The sequence below is a fragment of the Enterobacter vonholyi genome, from assembly GCF_040834095.1.
In the GTDB taxonomy this organism is placed as follows: Bacteria; Pseudomonadota; Gammaproteobacteria; order Enterobacterales; family Enterobacteriaceae; genus Enterobacter; species Enterobacter vonholyi.
This window is the reverse complement of sequence record NZ_CP162152.1, coordinates 509,875-526,410: the sequence shown is the minus strand read 5'-3', so window position 1 is coordinate 526,410 and position 16,536 is coordinate 509,875. Positions and strand designations below refer to the sequence as shown.

General features: G+C 57.5%; 15 protein-coding genes and 1 tRNA gene. 6 read left to right on the top strand and 10 right to left on the bottom strand.

Going from position 1 to position 16,536, the window contains the following annotated elements:
• Positions 1-34: 34 nt before the first annotated feature.
• The 5 genes from AB3N39_RS02470 to rraB form a co-directional block, all read right to left on the bottom strand.
• Positions 35-1,300: an integrase arm-type DNA-binding domain-containing protein gene (locus AB3N39_RS02470; protein ID WP_032433398.1), complete on the bottom strand. Its 1,266-nt coding sequence runs from the start codon at positions 1,298-1,300 to the stop codon at positions 35-37.
• Between the two features lie 163 nt (positions 1,301-1,463).
• A tRNA-Leu gene (locus AB3N39_RS02465) sits at positions 1,464-1,548 on the bottom strand.
• Positions 1,549-1,652: 104 nt separating this feature from the next.
• Positions 1,653-2,375, bottom strand: a complete 723-nt coding sequence (locus AB3N39_RS02460; protein ID WP_143344595.1) for a topoisomerase II — start codon at positions 2,373-2,375, stop codon at positions 1,653-1,655.
• Positions 2,376-2,405: 30 nt separating this feature from the next.
• Positions 2,406-3,164 (bottom strand): tRNA isopentenyl-2-thiomethyl-A-37 hydroxylase MiaE, encoded by a 759-nt coding sequence (gene miaE, locus AB3N39_RS02455; RefSeq protein WP_367897038.1) that lies wholly within the window; start codon positions 3,162-3,164, stop codon positions 2,406-2,408.
• Positions 3,165-3,210: 46 nt separating this feature from the next.
• A complete protein-coding gene (gene rraB, locus AB3N39_RS02450) occupies positions 3,211-3,636 on the bottom strand; it encodes a ribonuclease E inhibitor RraB (RefSeq protein ID WP_023334329.1) in 426 nt (141 codons plus the stop codon).
• A 99-nt stretch (positions 3,637-3,735) separates the two neighbouring features.
• Between rraB and AB3N39_RS02445 the strand changes: the two genes are divergently transcribed.
• From AB3N39_RS02445 to xynR, 4 genes are all read left to right on the top strand, one after another.
• Positions 3,736-3,831, top strand: a complete 96-nt coding sequence (locus tag AB3N39_RS02445; RefSeq protein ID WP_213014347.1) for a hypothetical protein — start codon at positions 3,736-3,738, stop codon at positions 3,829-3,831.
• A complete protein-coding gene (gene argF / locus AB3N39_RS02440) occupies positions 3,801-4,805 on the top strand; it encodes an ornithine carbamoyltransferase (protein WP_367897037.1) in 1,005 nt (334 codons plus the stop codon). Before AB3N39_RS02445 ends, argF begins: the two co-directional genes overlap by 31 nt.
• Positions 4,806-5,201: 396 nt before the next feature.
• A complete protein-coding gene (locus AB3N39_RS02435; protein WP_306434533.1) occupies positions 5,202-5,900 on the top strand; it encodes a DUF3828 domain-containing protein in 699 nt (232 codons plus the stop codon).
• A gap of 231 nt (positions 5,901-6,131) precedes the next feature.
• Positions 6,132-6,890: a DNA-binding transcriptional repressor XynR gene (gene xynR, locus AB3N39_RS02430; RefSeq protein ID WP_133293670.1), complete on the top strand. Its 759-nt coding sequence runs from the start codon at positions 6,132-6,134 to the stop codon at positions 6,888-6,890.
• Positions 6,891-6,894: 4 nt separating this feature from the next.
• Here the strand turns inward: xynR and AB3N39_RS02425 are convergent, their stop codons facing one another.
• From AB3N39_RS02425 to AB3N39_RS02405, 5 genes are all read right to left on the bottom strand, one after another.
• Positions 6,895-8,505: a glycoside hydrolase family 43 protein gene (locus tag AB3N39_RS02425; protein WP_367897036.1), complete on the bottom strand. Its 1,611-nt coding sequence runs from the start codon at positions 8,503-8,505 to the stop codon at positions 6,895-6,897.
• An 11-nt stretch (positions 8,506-8,516) separates the two neighbouring features.
• The gene (locus tag AB3N39_RS02420) at positions 8,517-9,899 is read right to left on the bottom strand and encodes an MFS transporter (protein ID WP_367897035.1); all 1,383 of its coding nucleotides are present in this window, start codon (positions 9,897-9,899) and stop codon (positions 8,517-8,519) included.
• A gap of 226 nt (positions 9,900-10,125) precedes the next feature.
• Positions 10,126-12,093 carry a xylonate dehydratase YagF gene (gene yagF / locus AB3N39_RS02415; RefSeq protein ID WP_367897034.1) on the bottom strand — a complete coding sequence of 656 codons (1,968 nt, stop codon included), beginning with the start codon at positions 12,091-12,093 and terminating at the stop codon, positions 10,126-10,128.
• A gap of 14 nt (positions 12,094-12,107) precedes the next feature.
• Positions 12,108-13,016 carry a 2-keto-3-deoxygluconate aldolase gene (gene yagE / locus AB3N39_RS02410; RefSeq protein WP_367897033.1) on the bottom strand — a complete coding sequence of 303 codons (909 nt, stop codon included), beginning with the start codon at positions 13,014-13,016 and terminating at the stop codon, positions 12,108-12,110.
• Between the two features lie 223 nt (positions 13,017-13,239).
• The gene (locus AB3N39_RS02405) at positions 13,240-13,692 is read right to left on the bottom strand and encodes a YhcH/YjgK/YiaL family protein (protein WP_367897032.1); all 453 of its coding nucleotides are present in this window, start codon (positions 13,690-13,692) and stop codon (positions 13,240-13,242) included.
• A gap of 675 nt (positions 13,693-14,367) precedes the next feature.
• Between AB3N39_RS02405 and arcA the strand changes: the two genes are divergently transcribed.
• On the top strand, positions 14,368-15,588 hold the full coding sequence (gene arcA, locus AB3N39_RS02400) for an arginine deiminase (protein WP_008501384.1): 1,221 nt from the start codon (positions 14,368-14,370) through the stop codon (positions 15,586-15,588).
• A 10-nt stretch (positions 15,589-15,598) separates the two neighbouring features.
• Complete coding sequence (arcC, locus tag AB3N39_RS02395) at positions 15,599-16,510, top strand: carbamate kinase (protein WP_133293665.1); 912 nt, start codon at positions 15,599-15,601, stop codon at positions 16,508-16,510.
• Positions 16,511-16,536: the final 26 nt, after the last annotated feature.

Here is a 16,536-nt window from a genome sequence, read left to right as displayed (position 1 = left end):
GAGGTTAATAACCTCGTACTTTTAAATAAAAAAACTATTCCGTTTTACTTTTTTGTGCAAACTCATAAGGAGTCAAAGGATTAACTTTATTCATATCTAAATAATCAGCCCACCATTGGACCATTAATCGACGCTCGTCTAAGTGCTCCGAGGTATGGATATATGCTGCACGCACATTATTACGCTCTGAATGACTCAACTGCCGTTCTATCGCGTCATCGCTCCATAACCCTGACTCACCTAGCGCACCACGCGCCATCGTCCTAAATCCGTGGCCGCAGACTTCGGTTTTCGTGTCATAGCCCATCGCACGCAATGCGCTGTTTACCGTGTTTTCACTCATGACTTTAGTTGCGTCATGATCCCCCGGAAAGAGCAGCTCTTTATCACCACTAATCTGTTTTAACTGATCTAACAAAATCATCGCCTGCCGACTAAGAGGAACGATATGCTCCTCTTTCATCTTCATGCCACGGTACGAGTAACGAACACCTTTAATTTCTTCTCGTTTTGCCGGTATACGCCAAAGAGATTTATCGAAGTCGAATTCATCCCAACGCGCGAAACGTAACTCACTTGAACGTACAAAAGTTAGTAAGGAAAGCTCAACCGCGATCCGTGTCATTACACGGCCACGATATGCAGCAAGACGTTCAAGGAACTCAGGGAAACGGATAGAGGGTAAAGCTGGATAGTGTCGTGCTTTGGTTGTCGATAACGCACCGGCCATGTCACTGGCTGGATTTGAGTCGATGTAATCGTTCTGTACGGCATACCGCATAATGGCTGTGACGCGCTGTTGCAGGCGCTGAGCAACGTCGTGTTTACCACTGGCGTCAACTTTTTTAATCGGGGCTAACAGGTGGCTGGTTTTGAGCTGGCGAATGTCGGACGAACCGATATGAGGGAAGATATAAAGCTCAAGATAGCGTAGAACGCGCGATCGGTGGTCTTCACTCCAGCGCTTGTTACTGGCATGCCATTCACGAGCAATTGTTTCGAAAGTGTATGCCCCCGAATTCTCAGCTTGAGCTTCTTTCTGTTCAGCTTTTGGGTCAATGCCCTGTACTAACAGCTTTTTAGCTTCGTCGCGCTTTGCTCTTGCCTGAGCAAGCGTCACAGTTGGCCAAACACCAAAAGCGAGGCGATCTTCTTTTTTGTCGGAGGGACGTCTGTATTTCATGCGCCAATATTTGGACCCCTTAGCCGAAACCTCAAGATACAAACCTCCGCCATCGGCCATTTTGTAGGTTTTGTCTTTTGGCTTTGCGGTCTCGACCTGTCTGGCGTTGAGCTTCATTTGGGGGCACATTTCTAATCGAAGTTAAGATGCCCCCAATTATGCCCCCAATGACATCCGGATTTCAACGGACTATCTCGGACGACTCAGGACGTGAAAATCGCTGAACGCATTGATTTTAAAGGGGTAATTGGACTTTCTCGGATGGTCTGGGAAATACTAATGGTGCCGAAGGCCGGACTCGAACCGGCACGTATTTCTACGGTTGATTTTGAATCAACTGCGTCTACCGATTTCGCCACTTCGGCACTGAAGGGGATGCGGAAACGTTGTGGATTATACCTGTCGCGCGCCGCCATGCAAGCGACGACGCGCGAAACCCACGCTAAGTGCCCAAAAAACCAGCGCCCTTTCACTCCAGCTCAGACACCGCCAGTCGAATCACCCTCGCCGCCTTCTGCTCCGGCAGCGCCAGCACCTTGGCCCACATCTCCTGCACCATATCGCAGGAGAGCTTCTCTTTGCCCGCCGCCTTCTCAGGCATCTGCAGCAGCTGGATGTCCTCGCCGTACTTATCGGCAAGCGCCTTCATAATCGGTCGCACATCCTCGACGGCCGCCTCGCGTTCGGCCGGGGTCACGGTGTGGCGGTTTTTGCCGTAGGCCGCGCGCATCATGTCGGCGTCGGCCTGCATGCGCCGCGTCATCAGGTCTTTATCCAGCATGCGCATCGGGTTCACGCCGCCCTTCACCATCGGGTAGAGGAAGCGGAAGCAGGCGTCGTCGCTCACCTTCTGGATGGCGGCGGTCTGCTCCATATTGATGGTCATGTAGTTCACCACGTTGGCGTCCGGGGCGTTTTGCAGGCGCGACATCTGCAGATGCAGGATCTGCGGCTGGATGGTGTCGATAATCTGCTGCTCCGGCTCGCCCGCTTTTTGCAGGGCGGCCATCTGGTCGAGGATGCGCTGATGCAGCGCGGGCTCCTGCTCCTTAATCACCTGCCAGGCGGGCATCGCGTTGAGGGCGTTATCCATCTGCCGTTCCGGGGCGCGCTGCCTGTCGAAAAACACCCAGAACGCCACGGCGGCAGCCGCAATGACGACAATAACAATACGGGTCCACGTTTTATTCATCTCGCATCCTTATCCTTGAGTTGTGCCGGTTTACACCGGCACGCCGCTGTGGAAGCGAAACTCGTTGTCCGGTGTCGAGATAAGTGTGGCTTCAATTTCGCCAAAAAGCTTTATGCGCGGTGAGATATCGTCGTCGCTCACCTGCCGGGCGAGCGTCAGGTAGTCCTGATAGTGGCGCGCTTCCGAGCGCAGCAGCGAGAGATAGAACTTCTGCAGGTCGTCGTCGAGGAACGGGGCCAGCGCGGCGAAGCGTTCGCAGGAGCGGGCTTCGATGTACGCGCCGCAGATGAGCTTGTCGATCAGCGTCAGCGGCTCGTGGGTGCGCACTTCCTTCAGCATCCCTTTGGCGTAGCGGCTGGCGGTGATTTTGACGTACGGAATGTCGCGGGCCAGCATCGCCTCGCGCACCTGCCAGAAGTGGTGCAGCTCCTCTTTAATCAGCAGCACCATGCTGTCGATGAGCGCCTGGCCCCACGGGTCGTCGGTTTTGGGCATCACGCTTTTGCCAAGCTGCCTGTGCAGGGCGATGAAGTCCGGCTCCGGGCCGTCGCGGAAGGTGAACTGTTCGTAGGGTTTGAGCCAGTCGAGCAGCGCGTCGGCACCGCTTTCGTCGGCGACGTATTTACGCACCAGCAGCAGCGCGGTCTGGGCGGCCTTGAGCTCGCACACCATGTGGTCGGTAAGCAGCAGCGGCAGGTTCGCCGGGTCGCGGGCTTTATCAATCCATGCTTGCGGGGTCGGGCACTGGAGGAAGTTGAGTACGGGGGCGAGTATCTGCGGGTAATCCATGGTTCTGCCTTGAAAAAGCGGTGGCGCGCGCCACCGCCTGAAACGCTTAGTGACGCACGCCGTCGTCGTCTTCGTCGACGTAATCTTCGTCGTCGCCTTCTTCGCCGTCTTCACCGTTCGGATCTTCGAAGTAGGTTCCCCAGCCGTCGTACTCCACGTCAAACTTCTCGGCCAGGTTCATCAGCTGTTCTACCTGCGCGTCGATCAGCTCCGCCTTCAGCGCGCCTTCGCTCAGGATGTCGCAGCAGATGACGGTGTCGCCCTCTTCCACTTCCAGCTCTTCCGGCTCGGTCACTTCGTAACCCAGCTTGAAGGCTTCCACGGCCAGTTTTTCCAGCGCGTCGAAATCATCCGCAGAGAAATGGTGCTCGATGGTGTACAGCGCGTCCGGATCGCTACCGTCTTCCAGCAGTTCTTCAATAATCAGACGCGTCTCTTCGCGTTGCTCTTCCAGGTGTTCCGGGTTTGCCATGGCTCAATCCTCTTTAAAGTGCGGCAGATACTTCTATTTTCACACACGGACGGGTTTGCCTCCACCTTTGTAAGAAAGAATTGTGAAACGGGGTTGCAAATGAATAATTACACATATAAAGTGAATTTTAATTCAATAAGTGGCGTTCGCCATGTGAGGATAAAATGTCTGATCTGTACAAGAAACACTTTCTGAAATTGCTCGACTTTACCCCTGCACAGTTCACTTCTCTGCTGACCCTTGCCGCACAGCTCAAAGCCGATAAAAAAAATAGCAAGGAAGTACAGAAGCTTACCGGTAAAAACATCGCGCTCATCTTCGAAAAAGACTCAACCCGTACACGATGCTCTTTCGAAGTTGCCGCATTTGACCAGGGCGCACGCGTAACCTATTTAGGGCCGAGCGGCAGCCAGATTGGGCATAAAGAGTCAATTAAAGACACCGCGCGCGTGCTCGGGCGGATGTACGACGGCATTCAGTATCGCGGCCATGGCCAGGAAGTGGTCGAAACGCTGGCGCAGTATGCGGGCGTGCCGGTGTGGAACGGGCTGACCAATGAGTTCCACCCGACGCAGCTGCTGGCGGACCTGCTGACCATGCAGGAGCACCTGCCGGGCAAGGCGTTTAACGAGATGACGCTGGTCTACGCGGGCGACGCGCGCAACAACATGGGCAACTCAATGCTGGAAGCGGCGGCGCTGACCGGGCTGGATCTGCGCCTGGTGGCCCCGAAGGCCTGCTGGCCGGAAGAGAGCCTGGTGGCGGAGTGCAGCGCGCTGGCGGAAAAACACGGCGGGAAAATTACCCTGACGGAAGACGTGGCGGCGGGCTTGAAGGGCGCGGACTTTATCTATACCGACGTGTGGGTGTCGATGGGCGAAGCCAAAGAGAAGTGGGCGGAGCGTATCGCGCTGCTGCGCGGGTATCAGGTGAACGCGCAGATGATCGCGCTGACCGGCAACCCGGACGTGAAGTTCCTGCACTGTCTGCCGGCGTTCCATGACGACCAGACCACGCTCGGCAAGCAGATGGCGAAAGAGTTCGATCTGCACGGCGGGATGGAAGTGACGGACGAGGTGTTTGAGTCGGCGGCGAGCATCGTGTTTGACCAGGCGGAAAACCGGATGCATACGATTAAGGCGGTGATGGTGGCGACGCTTGGGGAGTGATTGACTCCTCTTCGGTCTGGTGCCCTCACCCCGGCCCTCTCCCACGGGGAGAGGGAGAAAACCCTAAAAACGACAACAGCGTTATCGTCTGACAGAAAAATACATTTTACTGACGCTTTCTCAGATAGGCATTAACCATAATAGATATTTATATTTTTATTAACCATTATTTACTGAGTAGATAATGGTTAATATCAGGTCATTATCAATTACAAAACATTGTATATATTCGGTGTAATGTTTCCTTATTACTTCATTTCATTAATAAGGATGATTGTATGTCATGGAATAAGCACGAGGCTGTGTCTTATGCTCGCAGCCACGCGCACCATTACAGCACGGGTTACTGCGCTCGCGCCGTAGCCGCGGCTATCCGCGCCGGAGGATTAGAAATTAATGGCGCTGATGCAAAAAACTTCTGGCGCTCTCTTGAGAAAGCAGGATTCAGCAAGGTGTACGGCACCCTCATTGAGGGTGATGTTGCAGTCATTGACGCATTGCCTGGTGCGCATCAGAACGGGCATGCATGCATCTATGACGGTTCGGGTACCTGGTATTCAGATTTTAAACAGAATAGTCTTTATCCCGGCCAGAGATATCGGAAGATACAGCCAAAAATCACCTTTTACAGGCACTACTGATATGAAAAGCACCTTACTTCTTTGCTGCCTGTTTTCTTTCTCTGCTATGGCCGGCCATTCTGACCCGATTGAGCGTGCTGTAAAATTTAACAGCTGGTACGTAAATCAAATCAACAAAGACGTATTTCCCATTACTGATGGAAACGAAATAGATAAATATGTCACAGCATCAACAATGAAAAAACTCCGTCACGCGCAGGATCCTCGCTATGCAGACGAAGAGTTTTACGAGGCCGATATATTTTTAAAAGCGCAATACATCGGCGATGACTGGCCGCAGAATGTAACAGCCATAGCCGGGGATACCGATCCAGTCTGTGTCAACGTATACATTGCATTCGGTAAAAAGCAGGACCACATAGTCATAGACTGCATGGTTAAAGAAGACAACTTATGGAAGGTACAGTCAGTTTCTGCTGTTGAATTTTCAAGAAACCTGACTATACCGAACTGAGCCAAACGACGTACCGGCAATAATATTGATACTGCGCGCTCTTTTTGCCGGGTGGCGCAGCGCTTACCCGGTCTACAAAACCCGTAGGCCCGTGCAAGCGCTGCGCCGCCGGGCGAATCAGGCGACGATGCGGCTGATGCCCTTTCTCCCACAACCCGCTCTACTCAATTGATTTTTCACCCTGAAAAAGGTACGTTTTCGCCTTAATTCCAGCGTGGACATACCAGCATTATGCCGATTATTCAGTCTGTTGAACGTGCTTTGCAGATCCTCGACCTGTTCAACGAGCAGGCCACCGAGCTTAAGATCACCGACATCAGCAAACTGATGGGGCTGAGCAAGAGTACCCTCCACTCGCTGCTGAAAACCCTGCAGCTTCACGGCTATATCGATCAGAACCCGGAGAACGGCAAATATCGCCTCGGCATGAAGCTGGTCGAGCGCGGTCATTTTGTCGTGGGCTCCATCGATATTCGCCAGAAGGCGAAAGGCTGGCTGACGGAGCTGTCCCAGCGGACCGGGCAGACCACCCATCTGGGGATCCTGGACGGGCGTGAAGGGGTCTATATCGAGAAGATTGAAGGCAAGCTGGCCGCCATCGCCTATTCGCGCATTGGCCGCCGCCTGCCGGTTCACGCCACCGCCATCGGCAAGGTGTTGATTGCCTGGCTGGGCGAGACCGAGCTGAACGCCCTGCTGGAGGGCTATCAGTACACCACCTTTACGCCCGCGACCCTCGCCTCTCGCGAAGCCTTAGTGGCCGCCCTGGCGCAGACCCGCGATCAGGGTTTTGCCCTGGACCGCGAAGAGAACGAGCAGGGCGTGCGCTGCGTGGCGGTGCCGGTGTGGAACCATGAATCTCGCGTCATCGCCGCCCTGAGCCTGTCGACGCTGACCTCCCGCGTGGACGACGCGGAGTTGGCTAATTTCCGCGAGCAGCTTCAGCAGGCCGGGCTCGAGCTCTCACGCGCGCTGGGCTACCCGGCCTGAGCCGTTAGACCGGCTCGTAGGTGAAATAGTCGAAGTCCGCGTGGCAGCCGTCGCCGCTGATGTCCTCGCAGTGCAGCCCCACAAACGCGCCGGTGAAGAAGCCGCGCCCGCCGATGTAGTCGTCCGACAGCTTCCACGCATCATACGTTACCGGCACGGTGTGCCACGTCTCGCCGTCGAACGAGTAGCTGTAGCGGTAGACCAGCGTATCCACATCTACCCGCAGCCAGACGCTCTCCGCGCTCTCCGGCACCGGAATGGGCTGCTCGTGCAGCGGCCATGACGGTACGTTGTGGTCGAGCTGGATAACCTTAATCGTTCTGCCCTGCCCCTCCTCGTAGTCCACAAAGCAGTAGCTCCAGTTTTTGCTGTTGTAGTAGCAGGACAGCCCCGCGCTCTGCTGGAAGTGGACCGGCGAAAACTGCATCCGCGTTTCTGAACGGAAGGCGAAGTGCTGCCAGCGGCGCGCCACGGTCGACTGGGTAAAGGTCGAGTTGAGCGAGTCGTTGCCGTAGAGCCGTAAATAGCCCGGGCGCGCGGTGAGCGAGCCGAGGGTGTCGTCGAACGGAATGCGCAGGGTCTGCAGTTCCGGGTCAAGCGAACTGGCGTCGAAATCGTCCCGCCAGCTGCTCTGAACGGCTGCAGGCTGTTCCACCACCTGCGGGCCTTTCACGGTCAGCTGCGCATGCTTGCCGCCTTCCACGTACGGCCAGCCGTCGCGCCACTCAATGCGGGCGATACCGGTCTCGCGCCCCAGCGGGCAGTAGCCGCGCCCGCCGGCGGCCAGCAGCGGCACGCCGGGCAGGCGCAGCGGGCGGCTGGTGAGGTAGGCCATGTACCACTCTCCGGTGTGGGTCTGCAGCAGCGAGCCGTGGCCGCTCTTCTGCAGCGGGTTCTCCGGCAGGTGCCAGCTGGTCATCATCGTCACGTCCGGGTGCAGCTCGTACGGCCCGTCGATATTTTTTGAACGCAGCACCACGACGGCGTGCTCGTAGCTGGTGCCGCCCTCGGCGACCATCAGATAGTACCATCCCGCGTGGTGGTACAGGTGCGCGCCTTCGGTGTAGCAGAGCGGCGTGCCGGTAAACAGGGTTTTGCGCTCGCGCGAGAGCGTGCCGGTCAGCGGATCAAACTCCTGCATCACGATGGTGTTGTGTGGGTTGCTGTGGTGGCGCGGCCCCCACGGGCGGTAGATATAGTATTTGCGGCCATCGTCGTCGTGGAACAGGGACGGGTCAAACCCGCCGTTGCCCATCGGTATCGGCTCGCTCCATGGCCCCTCAATGGACGGCGCGGTGACGAGGAAGTTGCGGCCGTTTTTCCACGGCGAGTCGACAATCTTCACGTCGGTGTAGAGCAGCCAGAATTTGCCGTCGGCATAGCTCAGGCACGGCGCCCAGATGCCGCCGGAGTCCGGGTTGCCCTTCATGTCCAGCATCGACACGCGGTCCAGCGGGGTGCTGACCAGCGACCAGTTTTTCAGGTCGCGGGAGTGGTAGATGCGCACGCCCGGGAACCACTCGAAGGTGGAGGTGGCGATGTAGTAGTCCTCGCCCTGGCGGCACAGGGACGGGTCCGGGTTGAAGCCGGTCAGAATAGGGTTAGTGATTTGCATAGTGCCTCCGGTTAATGGGATGCGGCTGTCGCAGCGTCGGGAACGGCATCGCCCTGCGCCGCGCGGTGCTTGATCAGCTGCTGGCTGATGGCCTCCACGCGGGCGTCGGTGAGCTTGTAGAACGACAGCATGATGAACATGCCCGCGTAGAGCACCACCGGCACCACGCAGAACAGAATTTTGATGGTGGTAAGGACCTCGACCGGCTGCACGCTGCTGCTGGCGGAGTAGTTGACGTACGCCAGGATCCAGCCCACCACCGCCCCACCAATCGCCAGGCCAATCTTCAGGCTGAACAGGTAGGTGGAGAACACCAGCCCGTCGAGGCGTCGCCCGCTGCGGCTCTCTTCGTAATCCACCACGTCAGAGGCCATCAGCCACTGCAGCGGCGTGGTGGTGTTAAAGACGAACAGGAACAGGATGTTGAGGGCAAAAATCAGGGCGATATGCTCCGCCGGGGTGACGAAAATCAGCAGGCTGATGAGCGAGTAGGCGACGATGATCCACTTGAAGGCAGTGACGCGGTCGAAGCGTCCCAGCAGACGGGACGAACAGAGCGAGCCAAACATGGTGGCGAGGCTGCCGTAGAGTAAGAACTGGGTCGCCATCTCCGGGTGATCCATCACGTATTTGACGAAGTAGAGCGTCGCCCCGCCGCGCACCACGTTGGAACAGGTGGCCATCATCTTGAACGCGCACATGATGCGCCACTGGCTATTGCCGAGCAGCAGCTTGAGATCTTTGGATACCGACGAGCCCGGCTGCACCTCAAAGGTGTAGCGCTCTTTGGTGGTGAAGAAGCAGACGTAGAGCAGCACCACGCCGCTCAGCCCCAGCACGCACATGGCGCCGAAATAGCCCACCTGCTCGTTCCCTTTGCCGATGATGCTCACCAGCGGCAGGGCGATGCCGCTGATGGCGAGCGAACCAGCGGCGGCAAGGAAGAAGCGCCAGGACTGCAGAGCGTGACGCTCTTTCGGGTCGGCGGTGATGACGCCGGGCATGGCGCAGTAGGGCACGTTAACGAAGGTGTAGACCAGGGTCAGAAGAATGTAGGTCACGCAGGCGTAGATGATTTTGCCCTGCGCGGAGAAGTCCGGCGTGTAGAAGGTCAGCACGCAGACGATGCCAAACGGGATGGCGCCCCACAGCAGGAACGGGCGGAACTGGCCGTGCCGCGTGCGGGTGCGGTCTACCAGCAGCCCCATCAGCGGGTCGGTCACGGCGTCGAGCACGCGGGAGATTAAAAACAGCGTCCCCATAATGCCCGCCGACAGGCCGAAGACGTCGGTGTAGAAGTAGGCCAGCAGGAACATCGTGGCCTGCCAGACGAAGCCGCAGGCGGTGTCACCCAGCCCGTAGCCAATTTTGTCTTTCATGGTTAATTGCGTCATCAGAATTACACCCTTATGTAGTGTGCTGAATTACAACATCGTGTTAATGGAGTGTAATGAGCTGTTCAATTAACCAGCAATGGTCATATCTTATTTCTGAATTACGTTATTTTGCTTTTGTGACGCCAGCGATATATCACAAGTTATTGTTTAAATTAATAAAATAAAGACAAGCAAAAGCCGTCCACGGAATATATTCCGTAGACGACAATCGCGTGAAAAATAATTAAATACCGAGCGCTTTTTTACCGGCGTTAATTACCTCGATAATTTTATCGGTGTCATAAATACAGCCTTTCCAGGTGCCGCCGCTGACCGACTGTAATGCTGCCCACAGCCGGGTGTCGTCCGGCAAAAAGTCGTGGGCGTGCAGGTCCGGGTGCGTCTGCCGCATTGCCAGCTCGCGCGCGCCCTCCTCCGGCGTCAGCGGGTTGTCCACCGTGCCGATAAAGTTCACGCTACCTGTTAATGTCAGCCGGTCGACGGCTATCTCGATAATGTCATTATTGCGCAGCTTGCCAATCGGCCCGCCCGCCAGCGCCTCCGGCGACACGTGGCCGAAGCAGGCGCCCGTTGACACGCCCGAGAAGCGCGCATCGGTGATTAACGATACCGTCTTGCCCCACGAGATATGCTTCAGCGCGGAGGTAAGCTGGTAGGTCTCTTCCATGCCGGTGCCGGACGGCCCGCCGCCGATCACCACCATGATATCGCCCTGCTTGATCTCTTCCCGCTTGATAGCCTTGATTGCCTGCGCTTCCGAGACAAACACCCTCGCCCGGCCGGTGTGGCGGTAAACGCCATCTTCACCGACGACCGACGGATCGATCGCCGTGGCCTTGATCACCGAACCTTCCGGCGCGATGTTGCCCGTCGGGAAGCAAACCGTTGAGGTCAGCCCTTTCGCTTTTGCCTTCTCCGGCGGCAGGATCACGTCATCCGGATCCACGCCGTCCTGCTCGCGCAGGCACTGGCGGAAGCGCGCCCGGCGTTCGGACGCCTGCCACCAGTCGAGGTTTTCGCCCACCGTCTGGCCGGTCACGGTCATGGCGTCCAGATGCAGCAGGCCGAGATCGCGCAGATGGAGCATCACCTCCGGCACGCCGCCCGCCAGGAAGGCGCGCACGGTCGGGTGATAGTCCGGGCCGTTGGGCAGCACGCTCACCAGGCGCGGCACTTTACGGTTGACGCGCGTCCAGTGCTCAACGTCCGGGATCGTGCAGCCCGCCGCGTGGGCGATGGCCGGAATGTGTAGCAGTAAGTTGGTGGAGCCGCCGAACGCCGCGTGGATCACCATCGCGTTTTCGATGGCTTTGTCGGTGAGGATATCGCGCGTGGTGATGCCGCGGTTATCCAGGTCGCTGACCGCGCGCGCCGACTGGCGGGCAATTTCCAGCCACACAGCCTGCCCGGACGGCGCCAGCGCGGAGTGCGGCAGCGCCAGACCGAGCGCTTCCGCGACCACCTGCGAGGTACCCGCCGTGCCGAGGAACTGACACCCACCGCCCGGCGACGCGCAGGCGCGACAGCCCAGCTCGGCGGCCTCCTGCAGGGAGAGTTCGTGGTTGGCAAAGCGCGCGCCGATGGTCTGCACCTTGCCCGCGTCTTCCCCCACGGTCGGCGGCAGCGTCGCCCCGCCCGGCACCAGAATGGTCGGCAGGTCGTGCATCGAGGCCAGGGCAATCATGGTGGCGGGCAGCCCTTTATCACAGGTGGCGACGCCGATCACCGCCCGCCGCGTGGGCAGAGAGCGGATCAGACGGCGAAACACGATCGCCGCGTCGTTGCGGTACGGTAGAGAGTCGAACATGCCGTGCGTGCCCTGAGAGCGCCCGTCGCACGGATCGCTGACGAAGGCAGCAAACGGGATCCCGCCGTTGCGGGCGATCTCCTTCGCCGCCGCCTGCATCTGCATACCGATTTCCCAGTGCCCGGTGTGGTAGCCCAGCGCAACCGGGCGTCCGTCCCCGGCGCGAATGCCCCCCTGGGTACCGATGATCAGCACCTCTTTCCCGGTCAGCCTGTTGGCGTCCCAGCCCATTCCTGCGTTCTGCGTCATGCCGAACAGGTTGCCGCTGGGGGATTCCATCAGCATCTGCGGGGTCAGCGGTAGCGCGCCCTGCGGCCCCGCGGCATGGGTAATCACCGCATAAAACGCATCGTCCTGTGGGGTGAAAATTTTCTCGATGGTCATGGTTATCGTCCGGCTCAGCAGAGCTTGAGCTGTTGCAGCAGGGTTTTCAGCTGCGCCTTGCGCGGCTCGTCCAGCGGCGAGGCAGGCGGCAGCACGTGCGTGGAGATCGGGCGACCGCAGAGCACTATCGCCTCTTTAATGACGTTCACAAACGGCGTATCCAGCTGATACATCTGCGGGATTTGCAGCAGGGTCTGATGATACTCAGCCGCTTTCGCCACGTCTTTATCCCGCCAGGCTTTCAGAAGATTCACCGACACCTGCGGGGCAAAGTTGCCGCTCGCCGAAATCGCCCCGTCGCCGCCGAGCAGCAGGGTATTAAACAGATGATCGTCGTAGCCGCACAGCACGGTGAAGTGCGGATGGGCGGCTTTGACGGTGTGGATCATGCTGCGCAGGTGGGCGACGGAGTCGATGGTGTCTTTGATGCCGACGATGTTGCTGCGCGAGTCGGCCAGGGTTTTCACCAGCGCCGGGGCCAGATCCTGCCCGGTCAGCGCCGGGAAGTTATAGAGCATTACCGGCAGCGTGACGCTGTCGGCCACCTGCTCAAAGTAGCGGATCAGGTTCGCTTCCGACACTTTCCAGTAGTAAGGGTTGATCACCACGATGCCGTCCGCCCCCGCCTGCTGCGCGTGCTGGCTGAGCGCAATGGTTTCCCGGGCGTTGGTGCCGCCGGTGCCGATCAGGACCGGCACGCGACGATCGACATGATCGATAGCAAATTGGGCAATGGTTTTACGCTCTTCGGCGCCGAGCTGGGAAAACTCGCCGCCGCTGCCCAGGAAGAACAGGCCGTCAACGCCTGCCGCGATCAGATCGTCGATCAGCGCGGCGGTGCCCTGCTCATCAAGCTGGCCATCGGCAGTAAAAATAGTGGAGACAGGGGGAATGATTCCCGTAAACAACGCGGACTGCGGCATGAGATCTCCTTGCTGAATCATGATGTTCTACATTATAGAACAGCGTTCATTAAATTAACGATCATACTATGACGCAGGAAAAGCGCAGGTAAATGAGAGATGGAGAGGGAGTGCGGGAAATTTAAGCTGGATCACATATTGGAAGGTGCGGCCTGATGCCCTCACCCTAACCCTCTCCCACAGGGAGAGGGGACTTTTACACCCTCTCCCCTTGGGAGAGGAGTTACTCTACAAGCATCTTCACCACCACTTTCCTGACCTTAGCAGGTGCCCCCACCGCGCACAGCGGCTTGTGCACCTCACCCGGCCAGAACACCACAAAATCCCCTTCGCTCAACACCACGGTTTTCTCCTGCTCGCCTTCCGGCAGGAAGGCGATATCTTTATCCGCCAGCCAGTCGGTGTCCGGCGTGCCGTGCGGCAGGGTGCTGAAGGTCATCCCTTCCTGACCCTTCATCACGATCTGAATATCCAGATAGCGCGCGTGGTACTCGGCGCGGCGCTCGGCGAACGGCTGGGTCGTGTCTTCGGAGACAAGATAAAACAGGCTGTTGCCGTTGACGTCGTGCTTGCCGAGCGGCGTGGCGTCGGTGACGTGAGTTTTAACGTGCTCAATGGCCTGTCGCAGTTCGTCAGGCAGCCAGGAGTGCAGATGGTGGATGTTGCCGATAATCATCAGAAAACCCTCGATATAAAACAACGTTTCATTTTTATCTTTTATACGAGAATCCTGGCTGCCATACCAGCGCTTTTTAGACGGGTTTTGCGCGAACGCATGTTTATCGGGAATGGTGTTAATTTGCTGTTAAGCCCTCGCAGGCATTTATGCAGTCATTATGCATATCTTCAGCTCTTCGTTATCCCGCCCTTGCGCTAACTCATTGATCGTCAGGCCTTAACAACAAAACTCGCTACCGCTTCACATTTTAGCACTTTGATAATTTGCTATTAAATTCAATAAATATTTATTGATTTTCCTTAAGCCAAAAATAGTTAATTAGCAATATTGCATAGTCATTCCACGAAAACCACAAAGACATTTAAAATCAATGTTTTAACAAAATATTTCAAAGCATGAAATTCTACAAAACACTAACAACTGCAAATAATGACAACGGATAGTGCTTAGCTATTCACCTCGCCAGAATAGCCAATTAATCATTATCTGATGCGAATCATGCAAATGAAAACAAACCGCTTAATATCCATTTTCGCGTGAGCAATATCACAATACGGATTATTTAACTGCCTAGTATGAACCACGAAATCAATTGAGCTTAGCCGCCATGCAATTAAATACATGACATGGCGCATGCCCTTTTTATTCTGAAAAACAGTTAAAGGAATAATTATGGAAAAGCATTACGTCGGTTCTGAAATTGGTCAATTGCGTAGCGTTATGCTGCACCGCCCAAATTTAAGTCTGAAACGGTTAACCCCCTCAAACTGTCAGGAGCTGCTATTTGATGACGTGCTCTCGGTTGAGCGGGCGGGTGAGGAGCATGACATCTTCGCCAACACGCTGCGCGAGCAGGGGGTGGAAGTCCTGCTGCTGACCGACCTGCTGACACAAACCCTTGATATCGCTGAGGCGAAAGCCTGGCTGCTGGAGACGCAAATCTCTGATTACCGCCTCGGCCCAACCTTTGCTGGCGACGTACGCGGCTGGCTGGCGGATATGCCGCACCGGGAACTGGCGCGCAGATTAAGCGGCGGATTAACCTACGGTGAAATTCCGGCGGCCATTAAAAATATGGTGGTGGATACCCACACGGCGAATGATTTTATTATGAAGCCACTGCCGAACCATTTATTTACCCGCGATACCTCCTGCTGGATCTATAACGGCGTCTCTATTAACCCAATGGCCAAACCGGCGCGTCAGCGTGAAACCAATAACCTGCGGGCAATATATCGCTGGCACCCGGCGTTCGCCGACGGCGATTTTATTAAGTATTTCGGCGACGAGAATATTAATTACGACCACGCCACTTTAGAAGGCGGCGACGTATTGGTTATTGGCCGCGGCGCGGTATTGATCGGCATGTCTGAACGCACCACCCCGCAGGGCGTGGAGTTCCTCGCCAACAGCCTGTTCAAACACCGTCAGGCCGAGCGCGTAATCGCCGTTGAGCTGCCAAAACACCGCTCCTGCATGCACCTCGACACCGTCATGACCCACATCGACGTGGACACCTTCTCCGTCTACCCGGAAGTGGTGCGCAAGGACGCCCAGTGCTGGACGCTCACCCCGGACGGACGCGGCGGCCTGCTGCGCACCCAGGAAACCGACCTGCTGCACGCCATCGAGAAAGCGCTCGGCATTAACCAGGTGCGTCTGATCACCACCGGCGGCGACGCCTTTGAGGCCGAACGCGAGCAGTGGAACGACGCCAATAACGTCCTGACCATCCGCCCCGGCGTGGTGATCGGCTACGAGCGCAACGTATGGACCAACGAGAAGTACGACAAAGCGGGTATCACCGTGCTGCCCATTCCGGGCGACGAACTCGGACGCGGCCGCGGCGGCGCGCGCTGCATGAGCTGCCCGCTTGAACGCGACGGAATTTAAAGGAGCCATCATGGAACGAAAACCCACTCTGGTTGTGGCCCTGGGCGGCAACGCGCTGCTCAAGCGCGGCGAGCCGCTGGAAGCGGAGATCCAGCGCCAGAACATTGAGCAGGCCGCCCGCACCATCGCCGGATTAACAGAACAGTGGCGCGTGGTGCTGGTGCACGGCAACGGGCCGCAGGTCGGGCTTCTGGCGCTGCAGAACAGCGCCTACGACAAAGTCACGCCCTACCCGCTGGACGTTCTCGGCGCCGAAAGCCAGGGAATGATCGGCTACATGCTCCAGCAGGCGCTGAAAAACAATCTGCCGCAGCGCGAGGTGAGCGTTCTGCTCACCCAGGTAGAAGTGGACGCCGCCGACCCGGCCTTCAGCAACCCGACCAAGTACATCGGCCCGGTGTACAGCGAAGCCCAGGCAAAAGCGCTGGCAGCGGAAAAAAGCTGGGTGTTCAGGGCCGACGGCAGCTACGTCCGCCGCGTGGTGCCCTCTCCGCAGCCGAAGCGCATCATCGAGAGCGACGCCATCACGGCGCTGATCCAGCGTGACCACCTGGTGATCTGCAACGGCGGCGGCGGCGTGCCGGTGGTGGAACACGCCAACGGCTATCGCGGCATTGAGGCGGTGATCGACAAAGACCTCTCCGCCGCCCTGCTGGCGCGCCAGATCGAAGCCGATGCCCTGCTGATCCTCACCGATGCCGACGCGGTGTACCTCGACTGGGGCAAACCAACCCAGCGTCCGCTGGCGCAGGTGACGCCGGAGCTGCTCAGGGGCATGCAGTTCGACGCCGGATCGATGGGGCCGAAAGTGGCCGCCTGCCGCGAGTTCGTTGAAGCCTGCAACGGCATTGCCGGGATCGGCGCGCTGGCCGACGGCGCGGAGATCCTCGCGGGCGAGAAAGGCACGTTGATTCGTAACTGAACACTCATTTTAAAAAGGATTTAGCC

What these genes read in the sequence shown, in the direction of transcription:
- AB3N39_RS02470 (WP_032433398.1), bottom strand. Translation starts at nt 1,300, where the DNA reads ATGAAGCTCAACGCCAGACAGGTCGAGACCGCAAAGCCAAAAGACAAA.
- AB3N39_RS02460 (WP_143344595.1), bottom strand. Translation starts at nt 2,375, where the DNA reads ATGAATAAAACGTGGACCCGTATTGTTATTGTCGTCATTGCGGCTGCC.
- miaE (WP_367897038.1), bottom strand. Translation starts at nt 3,164, where the DNA reads ATGGATTACCCGCAGATACTCGCCCCCGTACTCAACTTCCTCCAGTGC.
- rraB (WP_023334329.1), bottom strand. Translation starts at nt 3,636, where the DNA reads ATGGCAAACCCGGAACACCTGGAAGAGCAACGCGAAGAGACGCGTCTG.
- AB3N39_RS02445 (WP_213014347.1), top strand. Translation starts at nt 3,736, where the DNA reads ATGAATAATTACACATATAAAGTGAATTTTAATTCAATAAGTGGCGTT.
- argF (WP_367897037.1), top strand. Translation starts at nt 3,801, where the DNA reads ATGTCTGATCTGTACAAGAAACACTTTCTGAAATTGCTCGACTTTACC.
- AB3N39_RS02435 (WP_306434533.1), top strand. Translation starts at nt 5,202, where the DNA reads ATGGCGCTGATGCAAAAAACTTCTGGCGCTCTCTTGAGAAAGCAGGAT.
- xynR (WP_133293670.1), top strand. Translation starts at nt 6,132, where the DNA reads ATGCCGATTATTCAGTCTGTTGAACGTGCTTTGCAGATCCTCGACCTG.
- AB3N39_RS02425 (WP_367897036.1), bottom strand. Translation starts at nt 8,505, where the DNA reads ATGCAAATCACTAACCCTATTCTGACCGGCTTCAACCCGGACCCGTCC.
- AB3N39_RS02420 (WP_367897035.1), bottom strand. Translation starts at nt 9,899, where the DNA reads ATGACGCAATTAACCATGAAAGACAAAATTGGCTACGGGCTGGGTGAC.
- yagF (WP_367897034.1), bottom strand. Translation starts at nt 12,093, where the DNA reads ATGACCATCGAGAAAATTTTCACCCCACAGGACGATGCGTTTTATGCG.
- yagE (WP_367897033.1), bottom strand. Translation starts at nt 13,016, where the DNA reads ATGCCGCAGTCCGCGTTGTTTACGGGAATCATTCCCCCTGTCTCCACT.
- AB3N39_RS02405 (WP_367897032.1), bottom strand. Translation starts at nt 13,692, where the DNA reads ATGATTATCGGCAACATCCACCATCTGCACTCCTGGCTGCCTGACGAA.
- arcA (WP_008501384.1), top strand. Translation starts at nt 14,368, where the DNA reads ATGGAAAAGCATTACGTCGGTTCTGAAATTGGTCAATTGCGTAGCGTT.
- arcC (WP_133293665.1), top strand. Translation starts at nt 15,599, where the DNA reads ATGGAACGAAAACCCACTCTGGTTGTGGCCCTGGGCGGCAACGCGCTG.